The organism is Reyranella sp., assembly GCF_052439685.1.
Taxonomy (GTDB): Bacteria; Pseudomonadota; Alphaproteobacteria; order Reyranellales; family Reyranellaceae; genus Reyranella.
In genome coordinates this window covers 104,194-127,451 of the sequence record NZ_JBQVQG010000013.1, presented here as the reverse complement: position 1 = coordinate 127,451, position 23,258 = coordinate 104,194, and the positions used below count along the sequence as shown (strand labels likewise).

The 23,258-nt window shown below is 67.5% G+C and carries 25 protein-coding genes; 18 read left to right on the top strand and 7 right to left on the bottom strand.

The window, feature by feature from the left end:
- Positions 1-47 precede the first annotated feature (47 nt).
- Complete coding sequence (locus ACT6UX_RS17825; RefSeq protein WP_444776488.1) at positions 48-194, bottom strand: hypothetical protein; 147 nt, start codon at positions 192-194, stop codon at positions 48-50.
- Between the two features lie 88 nt (positions 195-282).
- Here ACT6UX_RS17825 and ACT6UX_RS17820 point away from each other — a divergent pair, with 88 nt between their 5' ends.
- Positions 283-2,112 carry a serine/threonine protein kinase gene (locus ACT6UX_RS17820; protein WP_444776487.1) on the top strand — a complete coding sequence of 610 codons (1,830 nt, stop codon included), beginning with the start codon at positions 283-285 and terminating at the stop codon, positions 2,110-2,112.
- A 58-nt stretch (positions 2,113-2,170) separates the two neighbouring features.
- On the opposite strand, the gene ACT6UX_RS17815 is transcribed toward ACT6UX_RS17820, so the two are convergent.
- Positions 2,171-2,764, bottom strand: coding sequence for a hypothetical protein (locus tag ACT6UX_RS17815; protein WP_444776486.1), 594 nt, complete (start codon positions 2,762-2,764; stop codon positions 2,171-2,173).
- 98 nt (positions 2,765-2,862) lie between these two features.
- Here ACT6UX_RS17815 and ACT6UX_RS17810 point away from each other — a divergent pair, with 98 nt between their 5' ends.
- The gene (locus ACT6UX_RS17810) at positions 2,863-3,807 is read left to right on the top strand and encodes an SAM-dependent methyltransferase (RefSeq protein WP_444776485.1); all 945 of its coding nucleotides are present in this window, start codon (positions 2,863-2,865) and stop codon (positions 3,805-3,807) included.
- Here ACT6UX_RS17810 and ACT6UX_RS17805 read toward each other — a convergent pair whose 3' ends face one another.
- The gene (locus ACT6UX_RS17805; RefSeq protein ID WP_444776484.1) at positions 3,808-4,722 is read right to left on the bottom strand and encodes a LysR substrate-binding domain-containing protein; all 915 of its coding nucleotides are present in this window, start codon (positions 4,720-4,722) and stop codon (positions 3,808-3,810) included.
- Positions 4,723-4,828: 106 nt separating this feature from the next.
- Between ACT6UX_RS17805 and ACT6UX_RS17800 the strand changes: the two genes are divergently transcribed.
- Genes ACT6UX_RS17800 through ACT6UX_RS17760 form a run of 9 tightly spaced genes read left to right on the top strand, consistent with a single transcriptional unit; the run spans position 4,829 to position 13,030 of the window.
- Positions 4,829-5,866 (top strand): ABC transporter substrate-binding protein, encoded by a 1,038-nt coding sequence (locus tag ACT6UX_RS17800; RefSeq protein ID WP_444776483.1) that lies wholly within the window; start codon positions 4,829-4,831, stop codon positions 5,864-5,866.
- An 18-nt stretch (positions 5,867-5,884) separates the two neighbouring features.
- Positions 5,885-6,511 (top strand): histidine phosphatase family protein, encoded by a 627-nt coding sequence (locus ACT6UX_RS17795; RefSeq protein WP_444776482.1) that lies wholly within the window; start codon positions 5,885-5,887, stop codon positions 6,509-6,511.
- Complete coding sequence (locus ACT6UX_RS17790; RefSeq protein WP_444776481.1) at positions 6,512-7,438, top strand: ABC transporter ATP-binding protein; 927 nt, start codon at positions 6,512-6,514, stop codon at positions 7,436-7,438.
- Positions 7,435-8,286: an ABC transporter permease gene (locus tag ACT6UX_RS17785; protein ID WP_444776480.1), complete on the top strand. Its 852-nt coding sequence runs from the start codon at positions 7,435-7,437 to the stop codon at positions 8,284-8,286. The genes ACT6UX_RS17790 and ACT6UX_RS17785 overlap by 4 nt, the downstream gene beginning before the upstream one ends.
- A complete protein-coding gene (locus ACT6UX_RS17780) occupies positions 8,283-9,092 on the top strand; it encodes an ABC transporter permease (RefSeq protein WP_444776479.1) in 810 nt (269 codons plus the stop codon). The genes ACT6UX_RS17785 and ACT6UX_RS17780 overlap by 4 nt, the downstream gene beginning before the upstream one ends.
- On the top strand, positions 9,082-10,221 hold the full coding sequence (locus ACT6UX_RS17775) for an NAD(P)/FAD-dependent oxidoreductase (RefSeq protein WP_444776478.1): 1,140 nt from the start codon (positions 9,082-9,084) through the stop codon (positions 10,219-10,221). Before ACT6UX_RS17780 ends, ACT6UX_RS17775 begins: the two co-directional genes overlap by 11 nt.
- Positions 10,202-10,495 carry a (2Fe-2S)-binding protein gene (locus tag ACT6UX_RS17770; protein ID WP_444776477.1) on the top strand — a complete coding sequence of 98 codons (294 nt, stop codon included), beginning with the start codon at positions 10,202-10,204 and terminating at the stop codon, positions 10,493-10,495. Before ACT6UX_RS17775 ends, ACT6UX_RS17770 begins: the two co-directional genes overlap by 20 nt.
- Entirely contained in the window at positions 10,495-11,901 is a 1,407-nt protein-coding gene (locus ACT6UX_RS17765) for an FAD/NAD(P)-dependent oxidoreductase (protein WP_444776515.1), read from the top strand. The genes ACT6UX_RS17770 and ACT6UX_RS17765 overlap by 1 nt, the downstream gene beginning before the upstream one ends.
- Before the next feature lies 1 nt (position 11,902).
- Positions 11,903-13,030: an NAD(P)/FAD-dependent oxidoreductase gene (locus tag ACT6UX_RS17760; protein ID WP_444776476.1), complete on the top strand. Its 1,128-nt coding sequence runs from the start codon at positions 11,903-11,905 to the stop codon at positions 13,028-13,030.
- Between the two features lie 19 nt (positions 13,031-13,049).
- On the opposite strand, the gene ACT6UX_RS17755 is transcribed toward ACT6UX_RS17760, so the two are convergent.
- From ACT6UX_RS17755 to ACT6UX_RS17745, 3 genes are all read right to left on the bottom strand, one after another.
- A complete protein-coding gene (locus ACT6UX_RS17755) occupies positions 13,050-13,982 on the bottom strand; it encodes a glutathione S-transferase family protein (protein ID WP_444776475.1) in 933 nt (310 codons plus the stop codon).
- Entirely contained in the window at positions 13,979-14,776 is a 798-nt protein-coding gene (locus ACT6UX_RS17750) for a phytanoyl-CoA dioxygenase family protein (protein WP_444776474.1), read from the bottom strand. The genes ACT6UX_RS17755 and ACT6UX_RS17750 overlap by 4 nt, the downstream gene beginning before the upstream one ends.
- An 80-nt stretch (positions 14,777-14,856) precedes the next feature.
- A complete protein-coding gene (locus ACT6UX_RS17745) occupies positions 14,857-15,861 on the bottom strand; it encodes an isopenicillin N synthase family dioxygenase (protein ID WP_444776473.1) in 1,005 nt (334 codons plus the stop codon).
- A 157-nt stretch (positions 15,862-16,018) separates the two neighbouring features.
- Here ACT6UX_RS17745 and ACT6UX_RS17740 point away from each other — a divergent pair, with 157 nt between their 5' ends.
- Entirely contained in the window at positions 16,019-17,188 is a 1,170-nt protein-coding gene (locus ACT6UX_RS17740) for an alpha-hydroxy acid oxidase (protein WP_444776472.1), read from the top strand.
- Positions 17,189-17,276: 88 nt separating this feature from the next.
- The gene (locus tag ACT6UX_RS17735) at positions 17,277-18,071 is read left to right on the top strand and encodes a ZIP family metal transporter (RefSeq protein ID WP_444776471.1); all 795 of its coding nucleotides are present in this window, start codon (positions 17,277-17,279) and stop codon (positions 18,069-18,071) included.
- Between the two features lie 26 nt (positions 18,072-18,097).
- Here the strand turns inward: ACT6UX_RS17735 and ACT6UX_RS17730 are convergent, their stop codons facing one another.
- Positions 18,098-18,988 carry a LysR family transcriptional regulator gene (locus ACT6UX_RS17730; RefSeq protein WP_444776470.1) on the bottom strand — a complete coding sequence of 297 codons (891 nt, stop codon included), beginning with the start codon at positions 18,986-18,988 and terminating at the stop codon, positions 18,098-18,100.
- Between the two features lie 211 nt (positions 18,989-19,199).
- On the opposite strand from ACT6UX_RS17730, the gene ACT6UX_RS17725 reads away from it, so the two are divergent.
- The 5 genes from ACT6UX_RS17725 to ACT6UX_RS17705 are packed head-to-tail and all read left to right on the top strand — an operon-like array spanning position 19,200 to position 23,252.
- A complete protein-coding gene (locus ACT6UX_RS17725; protein WP_444776469.1) occupies positions 19,200-19,991 on the top strand; it encodes a substrate-binding periplasmic protein in 792 nt (263 codons plus the stop codon).
- Between the two features lie 41 nt (positions 19,992-20,032).
- Positions 20,033-20,683 (top strand): amino acid ABC transporter permease, encoded by a 651-nt coding sequence (locus ACT6UX_RS17720; RefSeq protein ID WP_444776468.1) that lies wholly within the window; start codon positions 20,033-20,035, stop codon positions 20,681-20,683.
- 10 nt (positions 20,684-20,693) lie between these two features.
- The gene (locus ACT6UX_RS17715) at positions 20,694-21,326 is read left to right on the top strand and encodes an amino acid ABC transporter permease (RefSeq protein WP_444776467.1); all 633 of its coding nucleotides are present in this window, start codon (positions 20,694-20,696) and stop codon (positions 21,324-21,326) included.
- Complete coding sequence (locus ACT6UX_RS17710; protein WP_444776466.1) at positions 21,319-22,113, top strand: amino acid ABC transporter ATP-binding protein; 795 nt, start codon at positions 21,319-21,321, stop codon at positions 22,111-22,113. The genes ACT6UX_RS17715 and ACT6UX_RS17710 overlap by 8 nt, the downstream gene beginning before the upstream one ends.
- Positions 22,114-22,136: 23 nt before the next feature.
- Positions 22,137-23,252 carry an alanine racemase gene (locus ACT6UX_RS17705; protein ID WP_444776465.1) on the top strand — a complete coding sequence of 372 codons (1,116 nt, stop codon included), beginning with the start codon at positions 22,137-22,139 and terminating at the stop codon, positions 23,250-23,252.
- Positions 23,253-23,258: the final 6 nt, after the last annotated feature.

Sequence of the window (23,258 nt, the reverse complement as noted above, 5' to 3'; positions counted from 1 at the left end):
ATTTCCTCCGTGTTGTCCGGAGGTTAGCCCGCCGGGAGGGGGTCTCGCTACAGGATCGTCCACACGAAGCCGGCGGCGACGACGAGAATGCCGGCAGCGAGTCCCACCCAGGTTCCCGCCGTGGCCACGCGTATTTCCGCTTCATCGGCCAGAGGGCGCGAGCCCTCGTCTGAAGCCTTGAATGCCGATGCCATCGAAGAACCTCGCTTGCGCCGCAGATCATCGGCGCGTCCCGAGGAACGCCCGTGTTCCCCGGACGTTGCAATGCGGGGCAGGAGTAACATGCAGACCAAGGATGATACGGGCGAGAAGCCTGCCGAACCCATGGGGGCGGCGGCAGCGGACGCCGTCGTCGACTATGTCGCGCTGGCGCCAGGGCGCATCGTCGGCCGCTACGAGGTTCTTGAAGTGTTGGGCCAGGGCGGCTTCGGGATCACCTATCGTGTACGTGACACCCAGCTCGATCGCGAGGTCGCTCTCAAAGAGTATCTGCCCCCCGCCCTTGCCATCCGCCAGGATGGTGCGTCGGTCCTGCCTCGCTCCACCGAAGTGGCGGAAGACTTTTCATGGGGACGCGAGCGCTTCGTCGCCGAAGGCCGCACCGTCGCCAGCCTGCATGACGCCCCGGCCATCGTGAAGGTCTTCGACTTCGTCGAGACCAACGGCACCTCCTATATGGTGATGGAACTGGTGCGCGGCGGCACTCTCGAAGAGCGGGTCAAGGCGTCGGGGCCGCTGTCGCCGCAGGCCGTCGACACGTTCCTGCCGCCGCTGCTCGAGGGGCTGCAGAAGGTTCACGAAACCGGCTTCCTGCATCGCGACATCAAGCCCGGCAATATCCTGCTCAGCGAAGCGGGGCTCCCGACCCTGATCGATTTCGGTGCGGCGCGACTGGCCATCGCCGGGCGGTCCTCGACCATGACCGCGATCTTCACGCCGGGCTATGCCGCTCCCGAACAGTTTGCGACCGGCAAGCAGGGACCATGGACCGACATCTACGGGCTGGCGGCCACGCTGCATCACGCCATCATCGGCAAGCCCCCGCCCAGCGCCTTCGACCGCCTCCTCGACGACACCTATCAGCCTCTGGCGGCACAGCAACTCGTAGGTTATCCGCCGGCGCTGCTCGCCGGCATCGATGCGGGCCTCGCCGTACGTTTCGAAGAGCGACCGCACTCGATCGCCACCTGGCGTGCGATGCTGGGCGGCTCGATGGCCGACGCAAATGCGACGCTGATCATGCCTCAGCCGGTGGTGCCGCCCACGCCACCGACACCACCAACCCCGCCGACACCCCCGACGCCGCCGAGCGAACCGTCGGTGCTTGCCGTCGGGCCCAAGGCGCGATCCCGCGCAAAGCCTTTGTTGATGGGCGCCGTCGCCATGCTGCTGGCGCTGGCGGGCGGGGCCTATTTCCTGACGCAGCCACCCCGGCAGGCGCTGCAGGCGAGCGAAAGCGCGCCGGTCGCGGCCGCTGGCGTTCCCGAGAGCCAGGCCGATCCCGTCGAGGCCGCGCGCGAAGGGGAGGAGGCGCTCAAACTCATCTCGGCCGATCGCCAGCGTATCCAGGTGATCCTCACCGCGCTCGGGTATGACACGCGCGGCTCAGACGGCGCATTCGGTCAGCGCTCGCGCGAGATGATCGCGGCATGGCAGAAGGCCAAGGGCCATGCGGCGACCGGCTATCTGACGGCAGCGCAGGTTCCGGCACTGTTGCGTGAGGCGCCGGCCTCGCCGGCCGCGCGTCCGTCGACGCCGTCGGGGTCTTCGTCACCGCCTGCAAGGCAGGCGGGCGCCTATGACGGCGTGTATGGCGGCGGCATGACCAGCAGCGGCTTCGGCCAGGCATCCGGCGTCGTGACGGCCGAGGTCAGCATCGCCGGCAGCCTGCTGATCGGACGGCTGACGCAGCCGGGCTGTGGCACTTCCTCGCTCTCGCTCACGGTGGCGCCGAACGGTGACATCTCCGGCGGCGGGCGCCTGTACGAAGGTCAGGACTGTTCGGTGGGCGGCTTCACCGCGACCGGCAAGGCAGCTGCCGGCGCCGTCACGCTAGAGCTGCGCGCCACCGCTGGCTCGATGCGGGGAAATCTCGGCCGCCGCGGCGGTTGAGTCTGGTGAGGCGAGCGGTGCTGGCCGACCGTGCCAGCACCGCCGCGCCGTCGGGTTGCTACTTCTTCGGCGTGATCGAGACGACCAGCACCTGCGTGTCGATGGCGGTCAGCTTGTCGCCGGTCTTGACCCGCGGCAGCTGGGCGCGGCCTTCGGGGGCGACGACGCTGTAGGTCTTGACCTCACCGCCATTGGGATTCACGAGCGAGATGGTGTTGGCCGTGGTGTTGACGCCTGTGACCCACCAGTTGGCGACGGTCTGGTCGGCCATGACGCCGGCGGCGCGAGTGCCGGTCGTGGCGGCGGCGGTGACGTTGACGTTGCGGCCGCCCGGAGTCGCCGTATTCGGGCCGGACAGCACGAAGCTCAGCTTTTCCTCGAACGCCACCGAAACGCGATCACCGACCTTGCTGGTGTCCATCTTGACGCCGGGGCCGACGTTCGAGGTCACGGAGCGGCCGGCCGGACCGGTCAAGGTCACGCTGCGCTTGGCCGGATCGATGGCGCTGATGGTCGCGTCGATCGAATAGGTGACCACTGTCGAGATGCCGACGATCGGCTGTCCCTGCGCATAAGCGGCGCCGGTGGTCACGCCGGTGGCGGCGATCGATCCGGCGAGCATCGCGGCGATCAGGAAGCGTTTGGTGAACATGAGACTATCTCCCTCGTTATTGCGTAACGCTAGCATGAGGTTTGCCGGATTTTCCATGGCCGGCCTGTTACAGTGAGATTGATTATGTTCAATCTCCAATGCCGAACGATCGCGTGACCACGGCCTATCTTGCAGCCGACGGATTCGAGAGCCAGCTGCGCGAGGAACTCGGACGGGCCGGCGTCGCGGTGCGGGCCGACCATGGCCTCCTGCTCCTGTCCGATGCGCCGGCGCATCCGGCCGCGTGGGCCGCCAACGTCTGGCGAGAGTGCGTCGAGCTGCCGGTCAGCTCGATCGGCACGGCGGCAAAAGCCCTGCGCGACATCCAGCGCAACTGGGCGATGTACGCGCCGGTCCATCATCGTCGTGCCGCTCTCATTCAGGAGCGGCTGCCGCATGTCTCGGCCAAGCCCGTGGTCTTTCCCGCCGCTGCACCGACCGCGCCGCTGGGATCGTGGACCTTGCTCGCGCCGGACCGGATGCTGGCGGCCGCCTTGTGCAGTTCGCCGTTTCCCAACGGTGCCGTCGAACTCGTCGAGGACAAGGTCGGGCCGCCGAGCCGCGCCTATCTGAAGCTCTGGGAGGCGCTGGTGCGGCTGCGTCGCTGGCCGCAGCCGGGCGAACGCTGCCTCGATCTCGGGGCCTGCCCGGGCGGCTGGACCTGGGTGCTGGCGCGCCTCGGGGCCAACGTCGTCGCGGTCGACAAGGCGCCGCTCGATCCCAAAGTGGCGGCGATGCCGGGCGTCGAATGGCGCGGCGAAAGCGCGTTCGGACTCGATCCGGCCAACGTCGGCCCGGTCGACTGGCTGTTCTCCGACGTCATCTGCTATCCGGCGCGCCTGTTGCGTCTGGTGGAGCGCTGGCGGGCGACCGGCCTGGTGCGGAACTTCGTCTGCACCATCAAGTTCCAGGGCGAGACCGATCACGAGACGGCCGAGGCTTTCGCCGCGATCCCCGGGGCAAGCGTCCTGCACCTTCACCAGAACAAGCACGAACTCACCTTCCTCCTGCCTCTTCGGCCGGCAGACGCCGCGACGGGATAGTCAGCGCCGGGGCAGGGTGCGCAGGAAGGCGGTGATGTGGGCACGGAAGCTGTCGATGAAGTCGCGCGCCACCGGAGGCAGCGTGCTTTGCGCGGCGTGAAGGGCGGCGAATTCGAAATGGATACGCGGCTCGAAGGGCCGCACGACGACGCCGCGGGTCGCGTACTCGGTCGCGGTGAAGGGATCGCACAGCGTCACACCGGCGCCGGAGCCGGCGAGCGAGCAGGCGATTTCCGACAGTGGCGTCTCGATGCGCATGACGCGCCTCACGCCGTGATCGGCGAAAACTCGGTCGATGCGGAAACGCGACAGAGAGGAGTGCCCCAGCGAAATGAAGCTCTCGCCCTCGAAGTCGGCCGGCCGGAGCCGTTTCTTGCGGGCGAGCGGATGGCCCTGCGGCAGCACCGCCATGTAGGGGGCCGGCGGCATGCGTTCGAGCCGCACCGCCGCGTGCTCGATCGAGCCTTCGGCAAAGCCGAGATCGCTCTGGCCCTGGGCAACGGACGTGACGACGGCGTGCGAGACCAGACCCGAAAGGACGAGATCGAGTTTGGGACGCTCGGCCAGATAGCTTCCCGCGAAACGCGGCAGGAAGCCGTTGGCCAGCGCGGGGAGGGCGGCGATGCGCAGGAAGCCGGCCCGCCGCGTGCGCAGCTCGGTGGCCATCTGGGCGATGCGTTCCAGTCCGACGAAAGCGCGCTCGACCTCGGCATAAAGGGACAGCGCCTCGCTGGTGGGGACCAGCCCCGTGCCGCGGCGTTCGAAGAGGGTGAGGCCGAGCTGCTGCTGGAGATCGCGGATCATGCGGCTGACGGCGGGTTGGGTGACGTTGATCAGGTTCGCGGCCATGCTGACGCCGCCGGTCAGTACCACGGCGCGGAAGGCCTCGATCTGGCGCGGATTCAGGCTGCGCATGGCCGTTCATAACATTCCGGCATAGACCTTGACGACAAAATGGATTTGACGCCGCGCGGCTCGATATCAAACACTGATGCCGGGGAACTCACGAACGGAGGGGGCAATGGCCCGTTTGGCAGGCTTCGGCGCAATCGCCGCTCTGGCTCTACTGGCGGGCGCGCTGCCCGCGGAAGCGCAACAGAAGACGCTCACCGTCGCGGCCTATGGCGGCGTCTGGGACAGCCACCTGCGCAAGGAGGTCTTCCCCGAGTTCGAGAAGAAGCACGGTGTGAAGGTCGAATACGTCGCCGGCAACTCCACCGACACGCTGGCCAAGCTGCAGGCCCAGAAGGGCAACCAGGTGATCGACGTCGCCATCATGGACGACGGCGTGATGTACCAGGCGATCCAGCTCGGCTTCTGCGCGCCGATCCAGGGCCTCGACAAGAGCGAGCTCTATCCGGCCGCCCTGTTCAAGGACGACAAGGCCGTCGCGGTCGGCCAGACCGGCACCGGCTTCATGATCAACACCAAGGTCTTCAAGGAAAAGGGCTGGCCGATCCCGACCTCGTGGAACGACCTCAAGGACCCGAAGTTCAAGAAGCAGCTGGTGATCCCGCCGATCAACAACACCTACGGCCTCTACACGCTCATGATGTTCGCCCGCATGAACGGCGGCGGCGAGAAGAACATCGAGCCGGGCTTCAAGGTGATGAAGGCCGACATCAATCCCAACGTTTTGGTGTACGAGCCTTCGCCGGGCAAGATGACCGAACTCTTCCAGTCGGGTCAGGCCAACATTGCCGTGTGGGGCACCGGCCGCGTGCAGGCCTTCGCCAACACCGGCTTCCCCGTCGACTTCATCTACCCCAAGGAGGGCGCGCCCATCCTGCTCGCCTCGGCCTGCCCGGTCGCCAAGGCTTCGGTCAATCCGCTGGCTCACGAGATGATCAAGCTGCTGGTATCGGCTCCGGTGCAGACCGGCATGGCCAAGCAGATGGGCAACGGGCCGGTCAACACCAAGGTCGACGTCAATATGCCGGAACTCAAGATGGCGCCGGTCGGCGAGCGCGCGAAGCTGATCATCGCGCCGGACTGGGACGCCATCAACGCCTCGCGCGACGACTGGACCAAGCGCTGGAACCGCGAGGTCGAACGCTGATCGCCTGAAAGACCGGTCGTGCATCATCCCGTCTATGTGTTTCGCCATGGCGAGACCGTCTGGAATGCCGAGAAGCGGGCTCAGGGCTTTCTCGACTCGCCGCTGACCGAGACGGGACGGGCGCAGGCGCGCGCCATGGGGCGCGCGCTGGCGCATGAGCTGCGGCAGGCCGGTCACGCGCCTGCGGACGTCGTGGTTCGGGCGAGCCCGCTCGGCCGCGTTCGCGAGACGCTGGCTCTCGCCGCAGAAGAGGCTGGCCTGACGCATCACGACGGGTCGTTCGACGATCGCCTGCGGGAGATGAGCTGGGGCGAATGGGACGGGCTGACCGGACCGGAGATCGAGGCGCGCTGGCCCGGTGCGATGGCGGCGCGGCGGCTCGATCGTTGGCGGTACGAGCCACCGGGCGGGGAGAATTACATCGTGGCCGCCGCGCGCGCCCGGGCAGCGCTCGACGATATCGCCGCGCTGGCGATGGAGCGTCCGGTTGCCGTGTTCGCCCACGGCGGCATCGGGCGCGTCCTGCGCGGCCTCTTCCTGCGCGTACCGGAGGCCGAGATCCTCGACATGGACCAGCCGCAGGACGCCTTCTATCGGCTGCATCGCGACACGGCGGCGCGCATCGTCTCGCACGGTGCGGACTAGATGGCGTTCCTCGAACTCGACAATCTCACCAAGTCGTTCGGCACGCACAACGCCGTCGACGGGCTGACGCTCAGCGTCGAGAAGGGCGAGTTCGTGGCGTTGCTCGGGCCCTCGGGTTGCGGCAAGACCACGACGTTGCAGATGATCGCCGGTTTCGTCGAACCGACCTCCGGGGCGATCCGGCTGGCCGGCAAGGACCTGCTGGCGATCAAGCCGGCGAAGCGCGGTCTCGGCATCGTCTTCCAGAGCTATGCGCTGTTCCCCCACATGACCGTGGTGGAGAACGTGGGCTTCGGCCTCGAAATGCAGGGCGTCGCTGCGGCCGAGCGCAAGACGCGGGTGGCTGAGACGCTGGAACTGGTGGGGCTCGGCGCCTTCGCGTCGCGCTTTCCGCGCCAGATGTCGGGCGGCCAGCAGCAGAGGGTGGCCTTGGCGCGGGCGCTGGTGATCCGCCCGCAGGTCCTGCTGCTCGACGAGCCGCTGTCCAACCTCGACGCCAAGCTGCGCGAAGGCATGCAGATCGAGCTGCGCCAGATCCAGCGCACGGTCGGCACGACGACGATCCTGGTGACGCACGACCAGGCCGAGGCGATGGCGCTGTCGGACCGCATCGTGGTGATGAACCAGGGCAGGGCCGAGCAGATCGGCCCGCCGCACGAGGCCTATGAGCGGCCGGCTACGCCCTTCGTCGCCAACTTCCTCGGCAAGACCAATCTGGTGGACGGCGCCAGCGTGCGGCCCGAACGAATCTCCTTCGCCGTCTCAGGCCTTGCCGGCACGGTGAAGACGCGCATCTTCCAGGGCAATCACTGGCTCTACCAGATCGACACCGCATCCGGCCTCGTGACGGTGATCCGCCAGAACAGCGGCGAGGCGATGCCGGGTGAGGGCGATGCCGTGCATCTCGCCTGGGAAGGGCGCGCGTGAAGGCGGTGCCCTATCTCCTCTGCGTGCCGGCGCTGGTCCTGTTCGCCGGCGTGGTGATCGTGCCGCTCGCCATGACGGTGCTGCTCTCCTTCCACGACTGGGGGCAGTACAAGGGCATCGAGCCCGTCTTCATCCTGAAGAACTGGCAGGAAGTGCTGGGCGATTCCTACTTCCACGAGATGTTCGCGCGCACCTTCCGCATCGCCTTCTTCGTGACCTTGCTGGCCGCGGTGTTCGGCGCGCCCGAAGCCTACATCCTGAACCGCATGCGCAGCCCATGGCGCGGGATTTTCCTGCTGGTGATCCTGGGCCCGCTCCTCATCTCCGTCGTGGCGCGCACACTCGGTTGGGCACTGCTGTTCGGCGGCAATTCCGGTCTGGTGAACAAGGCGCTGATGGGCATGGGCCTGATTTCGGCGCCGCTGCCCTTCATGTTCACCGAGACCGGAATCGTGGTCGCGCTGGCACATGTGCTGATGCCCTACATGGTGCTGGCCGTCTGGGCCTCGCTGCAGCGGCTCGACCCGCAGATCGAGAACGCGGCGGTGGCGCTGGGGGCGGGGCCCTTCACCGTACTGCGCCGCATCGTGCGGCCGCAGGTGATGCCGGGCATCCTGTCGGGCGCGGTGATCGTGTTCGCGCTGGCCGCCAGCGCCTTCGCCACCCCGGCGATCATCGGCGGGAGGCGGCTCAAGGTCGCCTCGACGCTTGCCTATGACGAGTTCCTGAATACGCTCAACTGGCCGCTGGGTGCCGCCGTGGCGGTGCTGCTGCTGCTTGCGCTGGTCGCCATCGTGTGGGGCGCCAATCGGCTGGTCGAGCGCCGCTACGCGCAGGTCTTCGCATGAGCCGCAATGGCCCACTGGCGCTCGCCTATCACACGCTGTTCGTGGCCTTCATGCTGGCGCCCATCCTGGTCGTCTGTTTCGTGGCCTTCACGCCCGAAGGCTATCTGTCGTTTCCCACCGACCGCTGGTCGCTGCGCTGGTTCTACGCCATCGCGCAGTACCCGGAGTTCATCTCGGCCTTCTGGCGCAGCCTGTGGCTGGGCGCGATCTCCTCGGCGATCGCGGTGGGGATCTCCGTGCCCGCAGCGCTGGCCATCGCGCGCTATCGCTTCCGCGGCCGGGAGGCGATGACGGCGCTGTTCATGTCGCCGCTGATGATCCCGCATCTCGTGCTCGGCATCGCCTTCCTGCGCTTCTTCACCCAGATCGGCCTGGGCGGCACCTTCGCCGGACTCGTGCTTTCGCATATCGTGGTCGTGCTGCCCTTCGCGCTCAGGCTGACGCTCGCCTCGGCGTTCGGCCTCGACCGCTCGATCGAGCATGCCGCCGTGTCGCTCGGCGCCAGCGAGAGCGTGGTCCTGCGGCGCATCACCCTGCCGCTGGTCCTGCCGGGACTGGTGAGCGGCTGGGCGCTGGCTTTCATCAATTCGTTCGACGAGGTGACGATGACGGTGTTCATCGCGGCACCGGGCACGGAGACGCTGCCGGTCCGCATGTTCCTCTACATCCAGGACAATATCGATCCGCTGGTGACCTCGGTGTCGGCCTGTGTGATCGCCATCACCGTCGCGGCGCTGCTGGTGCTCGATCGTGCCTTCGGATTAGAACGCCTGCTCATTGGAAGGAGCGCCGGGCATGGCCGCTGAAGCAAGGGCCGGTGACGAATTCGACGTCGCGGTCGTGGGCGGCGGGCTGGTCGGCGTCGCCACGGCCTGGGGCCTGTCGCGCGAGGGCTGCCGCGTCGTCATCCTCGACGAGGGCGACCGCGCGGTGCGCGCGAGCCGCGGCAACTTCGCGCTGGTCTGGGTGCAGAGCAAGGGGCTCGGCCTCGCCCCCTATGCCGGCTGGACCATCCGCTCGTCCAACGCCTGGCGCGGCTTCTCGGATCTCCTAAAGCAGGAGACCGGCCTCGACGTCTCGTTCCAGCGGCCCGGTGGATTTCATCTGTGCCTGTCGGAGAAGGAGCTGGAGGCGCGCGCCAACGTGCTGAAGCGCCTGCACAACCAGCCCGGTATCGTCGACTACAAGACCCAGATCCTCACCCACGACCAGGTCAAGGCGATGCTGCCCGACATCGGGCCGGAGGTCGTGGGCGGCAGCTTCTGCGAACTCGACGGCCATGTGAATTCGCTGCGCCTGTTCCGCACCCTGCATGCCGCGCTCAATGCCCGGGGTGTCGCCTACCGGCCGAGCCACAGGGTCGAGAACATCGTGCGCGAGGGCGGGGAGTTCCGGCTCACCACGACGCAGGGCGAGGTCCGCGCTGCCAAGGTGGCGCTGGCCGCGGGTAACGCCAACATGCGCCTCGCGCCGATGGTCGGTCTTGACTGTCCGATGAAGCCGGAGCGCGGCCAGATCGTCGTCACCGAACGGCTGCGACCCTTCCTCAATCATCCCGTCGTCACCCTGCGCCAGACCGACGAAGGTACGGTGATGATCGGCGATTCCAAGGAAGAGAGCGTGGACCCCAGCGGCCTCACGATCGGCGTCAGCGCGACCGAGGCCGAACGCGCGGTGCGCCAGTTCCCGCTGCTGGCCAACGTGAACGTGGTGCGCACCTGGAGCGCCATCCGCGTCATGACCCAGGACGGTTTCCCGATCTACGACGAGTCGCAGACCCATCCCGGCGCCTTCACCGTCTGCTGCCATTCCGGCGTGACTCTGGCGGCCAACCACGCCCTCACCATCGCGCCGATGATCGCGCGCGGCGCGCTCGACGCCTCGCTCGTCGCCCCTTTCAGTGCCCGGAGGTTCCATGTTCAAGCGGCTGGCTGATAAGGGCCCCGCCATCGCGATCACCGTCGACGGAAAGACAGTGAACGCCCGCGCCGGCGACACGGTCGCGGCGGCGCTGCTCGCCGCCGGCATCGACCATTGCCGGACCACGCCCGTCACCGGGGCGCCGCGCGCGCCCTATTGCCTGATGGGCGTGTGCTTCGACTGCCTGGTGACCGTCGATGGTGTCGGCAGCCGGCAGGGCTGCCTGATCCCGGTGCGAGACGGCATGAAGGTCGAGACCCAGCTCGGCCGCCGGGAGGCCGGACGATGATTGCGGCGGCGGATCTCGCCTCCTCGTGCGAACTCGTCGTCATCGGCGGCGGGCCGGCTGGTCTCGCGGCGGCCGCGCTGGCCGCGCGGGCCGGCGTGTCGACGGTGCTGTTCGACGAGAACCCCGGCGTCGGCGGCCAGATCTATCGCGCCATCGGCTCCACGCCGGTCACCAACCGTGCGATCCTGGGCCAGGATTACTGGGACGGCGCCGCCCTGGCCGACGAGGCCAAGGCGAGCGGCGCGGTGATCGTCAACGGCGCGACGGTGTGGAGCCTCGACCGGCAGCGGCTGGTCGGTGTCTCGATCGGCGGCAAGGCGCGCGTGATCGAGGCCGGCCGGGTCATCATCGCCACCGGCTCGCAGGAGCGACCGTTCCCGATTCCCGGCTGGACCCTGCCGGGCGTCATGACCGCGGGCGCGGCCCAGACCGCACTGAAGGCGCAGGGCCTCGTCGTGGACGGCCGCACCGTCATGGCAGGCAGCGGGCCGCTGCTGTGGCTGCTGGCGGCCCAGACCCTGCGGGCGGGCGGCACGATCGATGCAATCCTCGACACCACGCCGCGCCGCAACTGGCTGCAGGCGATTGCCCATCTGCCCGACTTCGCGCTGTCGCCGTACTTCGGCAAGGGACTGGCGCTGTTGCGCGAAGTCCGCGCCAGGGTGCCGGTGCATCGCGTCGATACGATAGAAGCGGTGGGCACCGACCGGGTGCGCGAGGTCGCCTTCTCCGGTCCCGGCGGCACGCGGCGCCTGCCGGTCGACCTGTTGCTGTTGCACCAGGGCGTTGTGCCCAACGTCAACCTCGCGAACGCAGCAGGCGTGGCGCATCTGTGGAACGACCGCCAGCTCTGCTTCGTGCCGGTGCTCGACGCCGACTTTGGCAGCTCGGTGCCCGGCATTGCCGTGGCCGGCGACGGGGCGGGGATCGCAGGCGGCACCGCCGCCGCCGAACGCGGGAGGATTGCCGCCATCGCCGCGGTGCGCGCATTGCGACCCGACGCGACGTTGCCGGACGCGCAGGCGATCCGCCAGAGGCTGCAGCGCGAGGAGATGGGACGGGCCTTTCTCGACTGTCTCAATCGGCCGGCCGATGCCTTTCGCCTGCCCGCGGGCGATACGATCGCCTGCCGGTGCGAAGAGGTCACCGCCAGGCAGGTCCGCGAGACGGCGCAAATGGGCTGCGAGGGGCCCAACCAGATGAAGGCCTTCCTGCGCTGCGGCATGGGCCCCTGCCAGGGCAGGCTGTGCGGCCTCACGGTCACGGAGCTGATCGCCGCCGAGCGCAAGACGACACCCGACGAGGTCGGCTACTACCGCCTGCGCCCGCCGGTGAAGCCGATCACCCTGGCCGAACTCGCCTCGCTGCCGATCAGCGAGGCCGAACGCAAGGCCGTGGAGCGCTAGCATGGCGCGCACGGCCGATGTGGTGGTCATCGGCGGCGGCATCCACGGCTGCTCGACGGCGCTTCATCTGGCGCTGCGCGGCCTGAAGCCGATCCTGATCGAGAAGGACTATGCCGGCCGCCATGCCTCGGGCGTGAATGCGGGCGGCGTGCGTCAGCTCGCGCGCGACCTGCACGAGATTCCGCTGTCGATCTCGTCGATGGACATCTGGGAGCGGATCGAGGAGCTGGTCGGCGACGATTGCGGCTTCGGCGCCCACGGTACCGTGCTGGTGGCCGAGAGCGAGGACGAGCTGGCGGGTTTCCGCGAGCGGGTCGACGACCTCAACCTGCGTGGCTTCGTGCACGAGGAACTGATCGATGCCGCCGAGTTGCGGCGCCTGGTGCCGGCGGTGTCCGATCGCTGCCCGGGCGGCGTCGTCTCGCGCCGCGACGGGGCTGCCGATCCGTTTCGCACGACCCAGGCCTTCCGCCGCCGCGCGGTCGAGAAGGGAGCGGAGGTGATCGAGGGCGTGACCGTCACCGGCCTCTCCAGGAGCGGTGCCAACTGGCGGGTCGAGACGAGCGCCGGCATTTTCGAAGCGCCGAAGATCGTGAACGCCGCCGGTGCCTGGGCCGACCGCATCGCCGCGATGCTAGGCGAGCCCGTGCCGCTCGCCGTCGTGGCGCCGATGCTGATGGTGACCAGCCGCCTGCCGGCCTTCATCAAGCCGGTGGTGATCCTGCGCGGCCGCAAGCTCTCGTTCAAGCAGCTCGACAACGGCACCGTGGTGATCGGCGGCGGCCATCTCTCGACGCCCTATCGCGACAGCAACGAGACGGTGCTCGACTGGGAGAAGCTCGCGATCAGCGCGCGTACGGTGTGGGAGCTGTTCCCGGCCATGCACGAGGCCACGATCGTGCGCGCCTGGGCCGGTATCGAGGCCTACATGCCGGACGGCATTCCCGTGGTCGGCCGCAGCTCGACCTCGGAGGGTGTGTTCCACCAGTTCGGCTTCTCGACCCACGGCTTCCAGCTGGGTCCCGGGACGGGTGCGGTGATGGCGGAACTTGTGGCGACCGGCTCGACCAACACCCCGATTGATGGACTGGGTATCGAGCGCTTTACTCAAACTCCTCTTCCCCGATAGGGGGAGGGGAACAAGAGAGTCAGGCGCTACGCCAATCATAGCCCAGGCGCGGGAAATGCACCGCGACCTGGCCGACCTCGTCGTTCTCGTGGAGCAGCGCGATCTCGTCGGCGTCGATGAAAAGCACCCCGCCCTCGATCCAGTCCCTGGCATTGTCTGCGGCACGCACGCGGGCGCGCTGACCGGGGAGGGGATCGCCTTCCTGTGGCTGCGAGGGGCGCGGTGTTGCCGGCGTCGCGGCGCGGGCTTCCGCCAGGGCCTCGTCGGCATCGATGTTCGTTCGGTGCCCGTGGCCGATCGCTTCCATGCGGTCGCGCCAGGCGAGCAGGCGCGGATAGGCGTTCAGCACCTCGCGGCAATCGATGTGACGGCCGCGGAAGAACCAGACGACGTGATAGGTGGCGAAGTCGGCGATGCAGGGCTGATCGCCCAGCAGGTAGGGCCGTCCGTCCGCCAGCATGTCGGCGATCCACTTCACCTGGGGCCGCACGAGCTGGAGGTTGCGGAAGGCTGCCTTGCGCACGGCCTCGATCGAGGGGATCGGCAAGCCGTGCAGTTTCGCGCGATCGGCGTGCAGTCCTTCGGGCATGTGGTCGGCGTTGATGCCCGAGACGTAGAGCGCGGTCGGCCGCATGAACTGCTGCTCGGCCCACCAGGCGATGGCGTCGGCCGTGCCTGAGGTGTTTGGAGGGTAGAAGGCCGGCTGCGGCACGCGCCGCTCCAGCTCGCGGGCGATCAGCTTGGTGTCGCACCAGACGTCGGCACCGTCCTGAAGGACGGGCGTTCGACGATAGCCCCCGGTCAGCGGCGTGAGTTTGGGCTTGGGCTCGATCGGGGGGATCTCGACGGCCCGCCAGGCCAGGCCCTTGAAGCCCATCATCAGGCGCGCCTTCTCGGCGAAATTCGAGAAGTCGTACTGGTGGAGGATCAGCGACGTCGGGATCGGACTCACGCCGCCTCCAGGATGCCGTCGTCCGCCTCGAGGGGAAGGGGATTCCAGTTGCGCGACACGACCCAGTCCGGCCGCGGGTTGTCGCCGAGCTGCGGTTTGTTGGCCACCGTGTTGCACGACACGTAGATGTGCCAGCGATCCTCGGCCGAGAGATTGTGCCCCGAGGCATGCAGCACGTTGCAATGGAACAGCACGCAGGTACCGGCCCGGCCGGTGACGGCCACGGGCTCGGGCGAGCTCTTCAGGATTTCGATCATGCGCTGCTTCGGCATCGCCCAGAACTTGTAGGAGGTCGATTCGTCGTAGACGGGTTCGATGCGGCCGAGTTTGTGGCTGCCGGGGATCAGGTAGAGGGCGCCGCCCATCTCCGTGGTGTCGGTCATCATCAGGTTGAAGGTCGCCATGTCGGGCCGCCGGCAACCGTCGCGCATCCACGATCCATAGTCCTGATGCCACTGCCAGACCGTGCCTTCGATGGCCGGCTTGGTGTTGATCTTGGTGTGATAGACGTAGACGCCGTCGTCCTTCAGCACCTGCTGCACCGGCCGCAACAGGCGCGGCGTGCGGATCAGTGCGTGGAAGGGCTTCGAACGGGTCGCGCCGTCATCCTCGTGGACGCGGAAGATGGTGCGAACGCCGCCGGTGTGCTCGCGCACGACCTCCTCGCTGTCGATCCCGGAGAGCCGGGCGACCTCGCGGCGCAGCACCGCGACTTCGCTGCGGTCGAACAGGTTGGGGAACACGAGGAAACCGTCGCGATCGAACTGCTCGATCTGCTGGTCCGTCAATTCCATGACGCAACCTCCCTTGTTGCTCTTCGGCGTTAGGCCGACGCTAACCCAGGGGTCCGGCGCGGAGTAGGGCTTTGTGCGTCTCAGGTGGCGGTGATGATGGGTGCCGCCGTGCGGGCGAAGCGGGCGTTGCGATAGGCCGCGACGGTCACCGGCGGATATTTCGCCGGACGGTCCGTCGTGGCGCAACCCGGCAGGCATTCGATCATCGCGTCGTAGGCCGGCGCCACGAAGTAGGCGATGGACAGGCGCCGGGCGCCGCCGCCCGACCGCGGATTGGCGACGCGATGCAGGGTCGACCGGAAGCGATCGTTCGACCAGCGCATCAGCAGGTCCCCGATATTGACGACGAATCCATCCTCGACCGGTGGCGCCTCGTGCCACTTGCCGTCGAGATCGCGCACTTCGAGCCCGCCGTCTGCGGCTTCGTTCTTGAGGATCGTCAACATGCCGAGATCGGTATGCTCGCCGGCGCGCAGCTGTCCCGGTCGGGGCAGCTCGCGTTGGGCCGGATAGTTCAGCGCCCGCAGCATGCTGCAATGGCGTGCGAGGGCACCCGTGAACCAGTCCTCCGGCAGGCCGAGCGACAGGGCGAAGATCCGGCTGATCGTATCCTGCAGGCCCTCCATCGCCGACCAGTAGGCCCGCCAGGCCGCCTCGAAACCGGGCACGTCGGAGGGCCAGAGATTGGGAGCGTAGTTCGGATAAGCGCCGGGTGCGTCGTGGTACCAGGGATCGTCCGCCGGCACGTCGAGCGGTCCGATGGCGAACACCTCCTTGTAGTCGGGCGGGGTCTCGTTGCCGGCCAGCCGCGCCAAGGTCTCCGTGCCCTCGGCGTGATAGGCGCGGTTCTGCTCGGGCCGCGGGCGGGCCACCGCCATCTTCCGGGACGCCGGCAGGTCGAAGAAGTCCCGCGAGACCGAGCGCATCGCCTCGATCGTTCCCCCGGGCACACGATGTCCGACGATGGCGAAGAAGCCGGTGGATTCGCAGGCCATGCGGACCCGGTCCGCGACTACCCGGCGGCCGGACGGCCCGCCTTCGAACCAGGGCCCGAGATCGATGATGGGAAATGCGAAGTCTGTCATCCGTTGCCTCGTCCGCGACTCTGCCGAGGGCAGCAAGCGGCATGCCAGCGGCGACGGGGGCGGACGCGGGGCGGAATGCGGCTCTGGCCGGGCTCGCGAAAGCCAGTCAAAATGTTGCAAATGAATGGCAGCTGCCGACGGATCGAGGAGTGAGACGATGGACGGCGTGGTGAACATCGATGATCTGCGCAAGCTCGCGAAGAGACGGCTGCCCAAGATCGCCTACGACTTCATCGAGGGCGGCACCGACGACGAGGTCGGCCTCGTCACCAACGAGCAGGCCTTCCGCAAGGCCCGCATCGTGCCGCGCTATCTCGTCGACGTCTCGGTGCGCGACCAGTCCACCACCCTGTTCGGCCGGACCTATTCCAGCCCCATCGGCATCGCCCCCACGGGCCTCGCCGGCCTGTTCCGGCACGGTGCGGATCTGATGCTGGCCGAGGCGGCGCGCGACGCCAACGTGCCGTTCATCATGTCGGGCTCGAGCACCGGCTCGATCGAGGATCTTGGCAGGCTCGCGCCCGACCATGGCTGGTACCAACTTTATTCGGCCAAGGACCAGGCGGTCTCCGAGGACATGATCAGGCGCTCGGCCGATGCCGGTTTGCGGACGCTCGTCTTCACGGTCGACGTGCCCGAGGGCTCCAACCGCGAGCGCAACACGCGCAACGGCTGGTCGCGGCCGCTCAAGCTCACCTGGAAGACCAAGTTCGAGGCACTGCTGCATCCGGCCTGGATGATGCAGTGGTTCCGCCACGGCACGCCCTATTTCGATAACTGGGCCAAGTATGCCGGTCCCGACGCGACGGCCGACAAGGTGGCCGACATGGTCGCTTACCAGAACCGCGCGCCCATGACCTGGAAGCATGTCGAGCGCTTCCGCGAGCTGTGGAAGGGCAATTTCGTGCTGAAGGGGATCATGCATCCCGACGATGCGATCCGCGCCCATTCGATGGGTGTCGATGGCGTCATGGTCTCCAACCACGGCGCCCGTCAGCTCGACCTGGCACCGTCGCCGCTCGAGGTGCTGCCGGCGATCCGCGACGCGGTCGGCGACAAGATGACGGTGATGTTCGACGGCGGCGTGCGCCGCGGCCTCGACGCCATCATCGCGCTGTGCATGGGCGCCAAGTTCGTGTTCGTCGGCAGGCCGACGCTCTACGGCGTCACCGCCGGGGGCGTGGCGGGCGCAGCCAAGGCGCTGCAGATCTTCCATCGCGAGGTCGACATCAGCATGGCGCAGATCGGCGCCACCAAGATCTCCGATCTCGGCCCGCAGTTCTTGATGTGGCAGGACGAGGAGGATCTGCGCCGCAACCGGCGCTGATCCAGGTTATACTCAAGGCCAGGTTGCGCTTCGGCGCGGGGTCGCGCTTTCTCGCCAGACCGGGTTTCGTGCTGGTGAGGGAGTCCATATGTTTTCCGCTTTCGCGTCGTCGTCACCGATCCTGGCCGGCGCCCTTGCCAGCCTGTGCGCGGGGCTGGCGACCGCGCTCGGCGCGCTGCCGATCCTGTTCATCCGAAAGCTCTCCGCACAGGCGCAGGACGTCATGCTGGGCTTCGCCGCCGGCGTGATGCTGGCGGCCTCGTTCTTCTCACTGATCATTCCCGGCATCGACGTGGCGCAGGAGCAGGGCGCGACCAAGCTGGGCGCCGTCACCCTGGTGATCGCCGGCATCCTGTTCGGCGCCACCAGCCTTTGGCTGGTCCATCGCTACCTGCCGCACGAGCATTTCATCATGGGCCGCCAGGGACCCGACGCGCCGCGCTTCCGGCGCATCTGGTTGTTCGTGATCGCCATCACCCTGCACAATTTCCCCGAGGGACTGGCGGTGGGCGTGGGTTTCGGCGGCGACGATCCCGGCAAGGCCATCGCACTGGCGATCGGCATCGGCCTGCAGAACATGCCGGAAGGGCTGGCCGTCGCCGTCGCGCTGCTGAGCCTCGACTACGGCAAGCGCCAAGCCTTCCTGGTAGCGCTGCTGACCGGGCTGGTCGAACCGATCGGTGGCCTGCTGGGGGCCGGCGCCGTCACCGTGGCGCAATCGCTGCTGCCCTGGGGCCTGGCCTATGCCGGCGGCGCGATGATCTTCGTCATCAGCGACGAGATCATCCCGGAAACACACCGCCGCGGATTCGAGAATCACGGCACGGTCGGCCTGATGATCGGCCTGGTGGTGATGATGTTCCTCGACGTCATGCTCGGCTGAGCAAGGAATGAACCTCCGCCGTCGGGTCAGTGCGGGGGTTCGGCAAACGGTTCGCGCTTCACCTCGTCGAGCAGCGTGTCGATGAACGCGTCGGCGATGGCGCCGCCGTTGGGTGGCCGGGCGCGGCGCAGGAGGCCGACTTCGCGATAGAACGTATCGGTACCGAACTCGAATTCCCGCACCAGTCCGACGGACTCTCCCAGCGCCGTGCGGGGGATGATGGCGACGCCCACGCCGCTCGCGACCAGGGTGATCATGGTGTCGAGATAGTCGACCCAGAGCGTGTCGCGAACCGGCACGCCCATGCGCGACAGGAAATCGTCGATCTGCACGCCGGCGCTCCACGACAGGTCGTAGCCCATGAAGGTGTGCATCGCCATGGCCTCGCGCCAATCGCGGGCACGTGTGGTCACGGGCGCGATCAGCACGAAGGGTTTGCGGAACAGCGGGATCCAGCGGATCGTGCGCAGCAAGGGCAGGCTGGGCAGGACGGAGGCCGCCAGGTCGAACTCCTCGCGCTCTACATCGCCCGTCATCGGGCCTTCGCGGCGAATGAGGCGGATCGTAACCGCGGGATGGGCGTGCCGGAAAGCGACGAGCGCACGCGCCATCAGGCTGTTGTGCACCGATGTGATCGTACCCACCCGCAGGCTGCCGCGCAGCTGGTCAGCGCCATGGCCCGTGCGCATGCGGTCGGTGATCTGCAGCGCTTCCTCGGCGAGCGGCCGCAACGCCTCGCCGGCGGCATTCAGAGTGGCCGACCGGCCGGTGCGGTGAAAGAGCTGCACGCCGGTGAACTCTTCGAGCCGCTGAATGTGATCGCTGACCGCCGACTGCGTCATGCCGAGTCGTTGGGCGGCGGCGGTGAAGGTGCCCCAGCGGCACACCGCCAGGAAGGTCTGGAACTCTCGCAGCATCGGCGCTTCTCGAATCTACAGAGCATCGCGTTTCGCGATACTCAGCATGGGATTAACTCGCTTTTCCGACCTGCCGCAACGTGTTGAACTCTCATCTATCGTGCTATTTGCTGCGTTGGGGGAGTAAATTATGGGGCTTTGCCATTCTCTGTTCAGCCGGGTGCGCTTCGACCATCGCACTTCGCTTTGCTTCGCAATTGTATTGAGTGTCGTGGCGTTCGCTGCGGGGCTGGGCACCGCCCAGGCAGAGGAGTCGCGCCTCGAGGCCATCCTGAAGCGCGACAAGCTGGTCGTGGCCGTGAGCAACAGTACGATGCCCACCGGCTTCATCGACGAGAACGGCATCCATACCGGCTTCGAGATCGAGTTTGCCCGTCTGCTCGCCAAGTCGATCCTGGGCAGCCCCGACAAGATCGAGTTCGTCGTCGTCAACGCGGCGGGCCGTTTCCCGGCGGTGCTTTCCGGGCGTGTCGATTTCGGCATCGCATCGGCTACCATCTACCCCGATCGCGCCGTGCGGCTCGCCTTCACGCGGCCCTACATGGATTCGACCACGTTCGTCGTCGTGCCGAAGGATTCACCGATCAAGAAGATCGAGGATCTCGACAGCGCGGATGTGACTTTCGGCGCGACCAACACTGCCGCGATGATCGATCGCGCGAAGCGCTATGCCCCCAAGGCCAAGGCAATGTACTTCGATACCGACAGCGCAGCCTTCCAGGCGCTGAAAAGCCGGCGGGTGGGCGCCGTGCAGGCCGATTCGGCCGCAGCCGAGTTCCAGATCGCCCGTTCCAACGGGGCCTGGGTCAAGCTGCCCGGCCAGCTCGGCAGCCTGAACGGCAATGCGCTGTTCATGAAGCCCGGAGACTTCCAGCTCTGGCTCTGCCTCGACACCATCGTCGGCGAATACACGCATGGTTCGCGCTACGACGAATACGAGGCGCTTTACCGCAAATGGTTCGGCGCCGCACCGCCGCCGGCACGCTTCTATTCGGCGAAGTGATCCTGTCCGCTCGCTGATCCCGCTCGCGTCCGTATCGTTCAATGGACACCGCCTTCCTCCTGCGCATTCTCCCGGCCCTGCTGGAAGGGCTGGAGATCACCGTGGCGCTGACGGCCCTCGCGCTGGTCGGCGCGGCGATCGGCGGCTTGATCGTCGTCGCCGGCCGGCGCAGCCGGTACGCCGCGGTACGCGCCGTCACGATCGCCTACATCGACGTGATGCGAAACACGCCGGTCCTGGCGCAGATCTTCATCCTGTACTTCGGCCTGCCCGAGATTGGCCTCTATCCCGAAGCGTTCGCCTGCGGGGTGAACGCGCTGGTGCTGCAGAACAGCGCCTATGCCGGCGAGATCTACCGCGCGGGCATCGAGTCGGTGAAGCGCACGCAAACGGAGGCCGCCCTGTCGCTCGGCATGATGCCGCGCCGGGCGCTGTTCGACATCGTGCTGCCTCAGGCGCTGCGCCGAGTCCTGCCGGTGCTCGGCAACCAGGCGGTCGTGATCCTCAAGGACAGCTCGATCGCCTCGACCATTTCCGTGGCCGAGCTGACGCAGGCCGGCAAGCTGCTGCTCGATCGGAGCGCCGCGCCATACGAGACGTTCTTCATGATGGCGGCGCTCTACCTGGCGATGGCGGCGATCCTGCTGGGGGCGATGAAGCTGCTGGCCTGGCGCTTCCCGGTCCGCACATGAGGGTGCGCACATGAAGCTGTCCGTGCTCACCTATATGGCCTGGGGGGCAAGCGTCACCGTGATGCTTGCCGCTGCCGTGATCCTGTTGAGCTCGTTGCTCGGCATGGGGCTGGCGCTGACCCGACTTTATGCCTGGCCCCCTCTGCGCATGCTGGCGGCGGGATATGCTCTGGTCACGCGCGGTATCCCGCTGCTGGTTCTTCTGATCGGCTGCTATTTCAGCCTGCCTTATCTTGGCATCACGCTGCCGGTCTATGCCGCTGCGATCGTGGTGATGGGCTTCTATTTTGCCGCGTACATGGGTGAGGTGTTCCGCGGCGCCCTCATGGCGGTGCCGCGGACGCAATGGGACGCCGGCCGCAGCGTCGGCTTCCGCGGCCTCCAGAATTTCAGCATCGTCATCCTGCCGCAGGCGCGGCGTCTGTGCGTAGCGCCCTTCCTCAACACCGCGCTCTCGGTGGTCAAGAACACGTCCCTGATCAGCGCCATCGGCGGATGGGAGTTGTTTTCGGCCGGCCGGGAAATCGGCGAGCGCACGGGCGAGCTGATGCCGACCTATCTCGGTGTCGCCGCCGGCTACTACCTGATCTGTTTCCCGCTGGCGCGGCTGGCGAGCTACGTGGAGCGCAACTCGCATGCCTGAGCCTCTCCGAGAGCCCCTCGTCGTCATCGACCGGGTCGGCAAGTCGTTTGGCGCCAACCGGGTCCTGAACGACGTGTCGCTCACCGTCGGCAGGGGCGAGGTCGTGACGCTGATCGGCCCGAGCGGCTGCGGCAAGACCACGTTGCTGCGTTGCGTCAACTTTCTCGAGACCTACGACAGTGGCGCGATCAGCATCGACGGCGAGACCGTCGGCATCCGCATCGGCGCCGACGGCAGCCGCAAGGCGCGCCCCGACCGCGAGGTCGCCGCGATGCGCGCGCGCGTCGGCATGGTATTCCAGAGCTACAATCTCTTTCCGCATCTCACCGTGCTCGACAATCTGACGGCAGCGCCGGTGAAGGTGCGCGGCCTGCCGCTGAAGCAGGCGCGCGAGAAGGCGATGGCTCTGCTCGAGCGTGTCGGCCTTGCCGAAAAGGCGGCGCAGTATCCGGCGGCGCTCTCGGGCGGTCAGCAGCAGCGCGTCGCCATTGCGCGCACCTTGGCGATGGAGCCGCATCTCATCCTGCTCGACGAGGTCACGTCGGCACTCGATCCGGAACTGGTCGGCGAGGTGCTCGACGTCGTGCAATCGCTCGCCGCCGACGGCATGACCATGATGATCGTGACCCACGAGATGCAATTTGCCCGCGAGGTTTCGAGCCGCGTAGCCTTCATGGCAGCAGGCGAGATCGTCGAGCTGGCATCGCCCGCCGACCTGTTCGGCACTCCCAAGGGCGACCGCCTGCGTTCCTTTCTCGCCCGCTACCAGGCGGCGCATCGCATTTAGCCAACCCTCTCAGGAAACCAATGATGCACGCCCAACGTCCCACCTGGTGCGAGATCGACCTCTCGGCCATTACGCATAATCTCGCCACGCTGGGCGACATGGTCGGCCCCAAGGTCGGCGTGTTCGTCTGCGTCAAGGGCGATGCCAGTGGCTGCGGCGACATCGAGGTCGCCCGCACGGCCGAGCGGGCCGGCGCCGCCGGCGTCGCCTTCGGCAACCTCGATCGTGCGATGGCCGCGCGCCAAGCGGGCGTGCGCCTGCCGATTCTGCTCTATCCAACCTGCCTGCCGGATACCGCGCCGGCGCTGGAGGAGCACAACCTCATGCCGACGCTCTCGACGCTCGAGGACGTGGCCGCATGGTCGGCGCAGGCCAGGTCGCTGAAGGTGTTCCTGAAGCTCGACGGCGGCGGGTTCCGCGCCGGTGCCTTTCCCCATCATGCGCCGGCCGTGGCGCGCGCCATCGCCGACAGCAACACGCTCGAATTGGCGGGTGCCTACGGCCATCCCATGGCGTCCTATGGTCCGGTCGATCCCGTCTATACCGACGCGCAGGTCAAATCCTGCATCGACGCACTGAAGCGTATCGAGGCGGCCGGCATCGACGTTCCCGTCCGCATGGTTTCGAGCTCGGCCATCATCCTCAGCCATCCCGAGGCCGACCTGAATGCCGTCGATCCGGGACGCCTCGCGATCGGGCAGAGTTTCCCCGCCGCGGCCGGACGCGAGCGCGTCTGGCGTCATGCGCTGGTGAACCTGCGCAGCCATCTCGTGATGGTGAAGTCGCTCGACGATATCGGCGACGTCATGCCCGCGCCGTTCCTGCCGCGCCGGCCCGGCATGAAGATCGGGCTCGTCCCGTACGGCTGGTCCGACGGTTACCCGCGCAAGATCCCGGAGAATGCCACGGCGCTGCTCCACGGCAAGCGCGTGCGCCTGCTGGGACCGACGCATTCGGAATTGCTGCGTGTCGACCTGACCGACGTGCCCGAAGCCAGGCTCGGCGACGAGGTCGTGTTTCTCGGACGCCAAGGCAGTGAAGAGATCGGCCTCGAGGAACTGGCGGTGCAATGGAAGGTCGGTGTTTCCGACCTGTACGGCGCCATCGGCAAGTCCGTGCGGCGCCACTACTTACGGTAGCTTGAC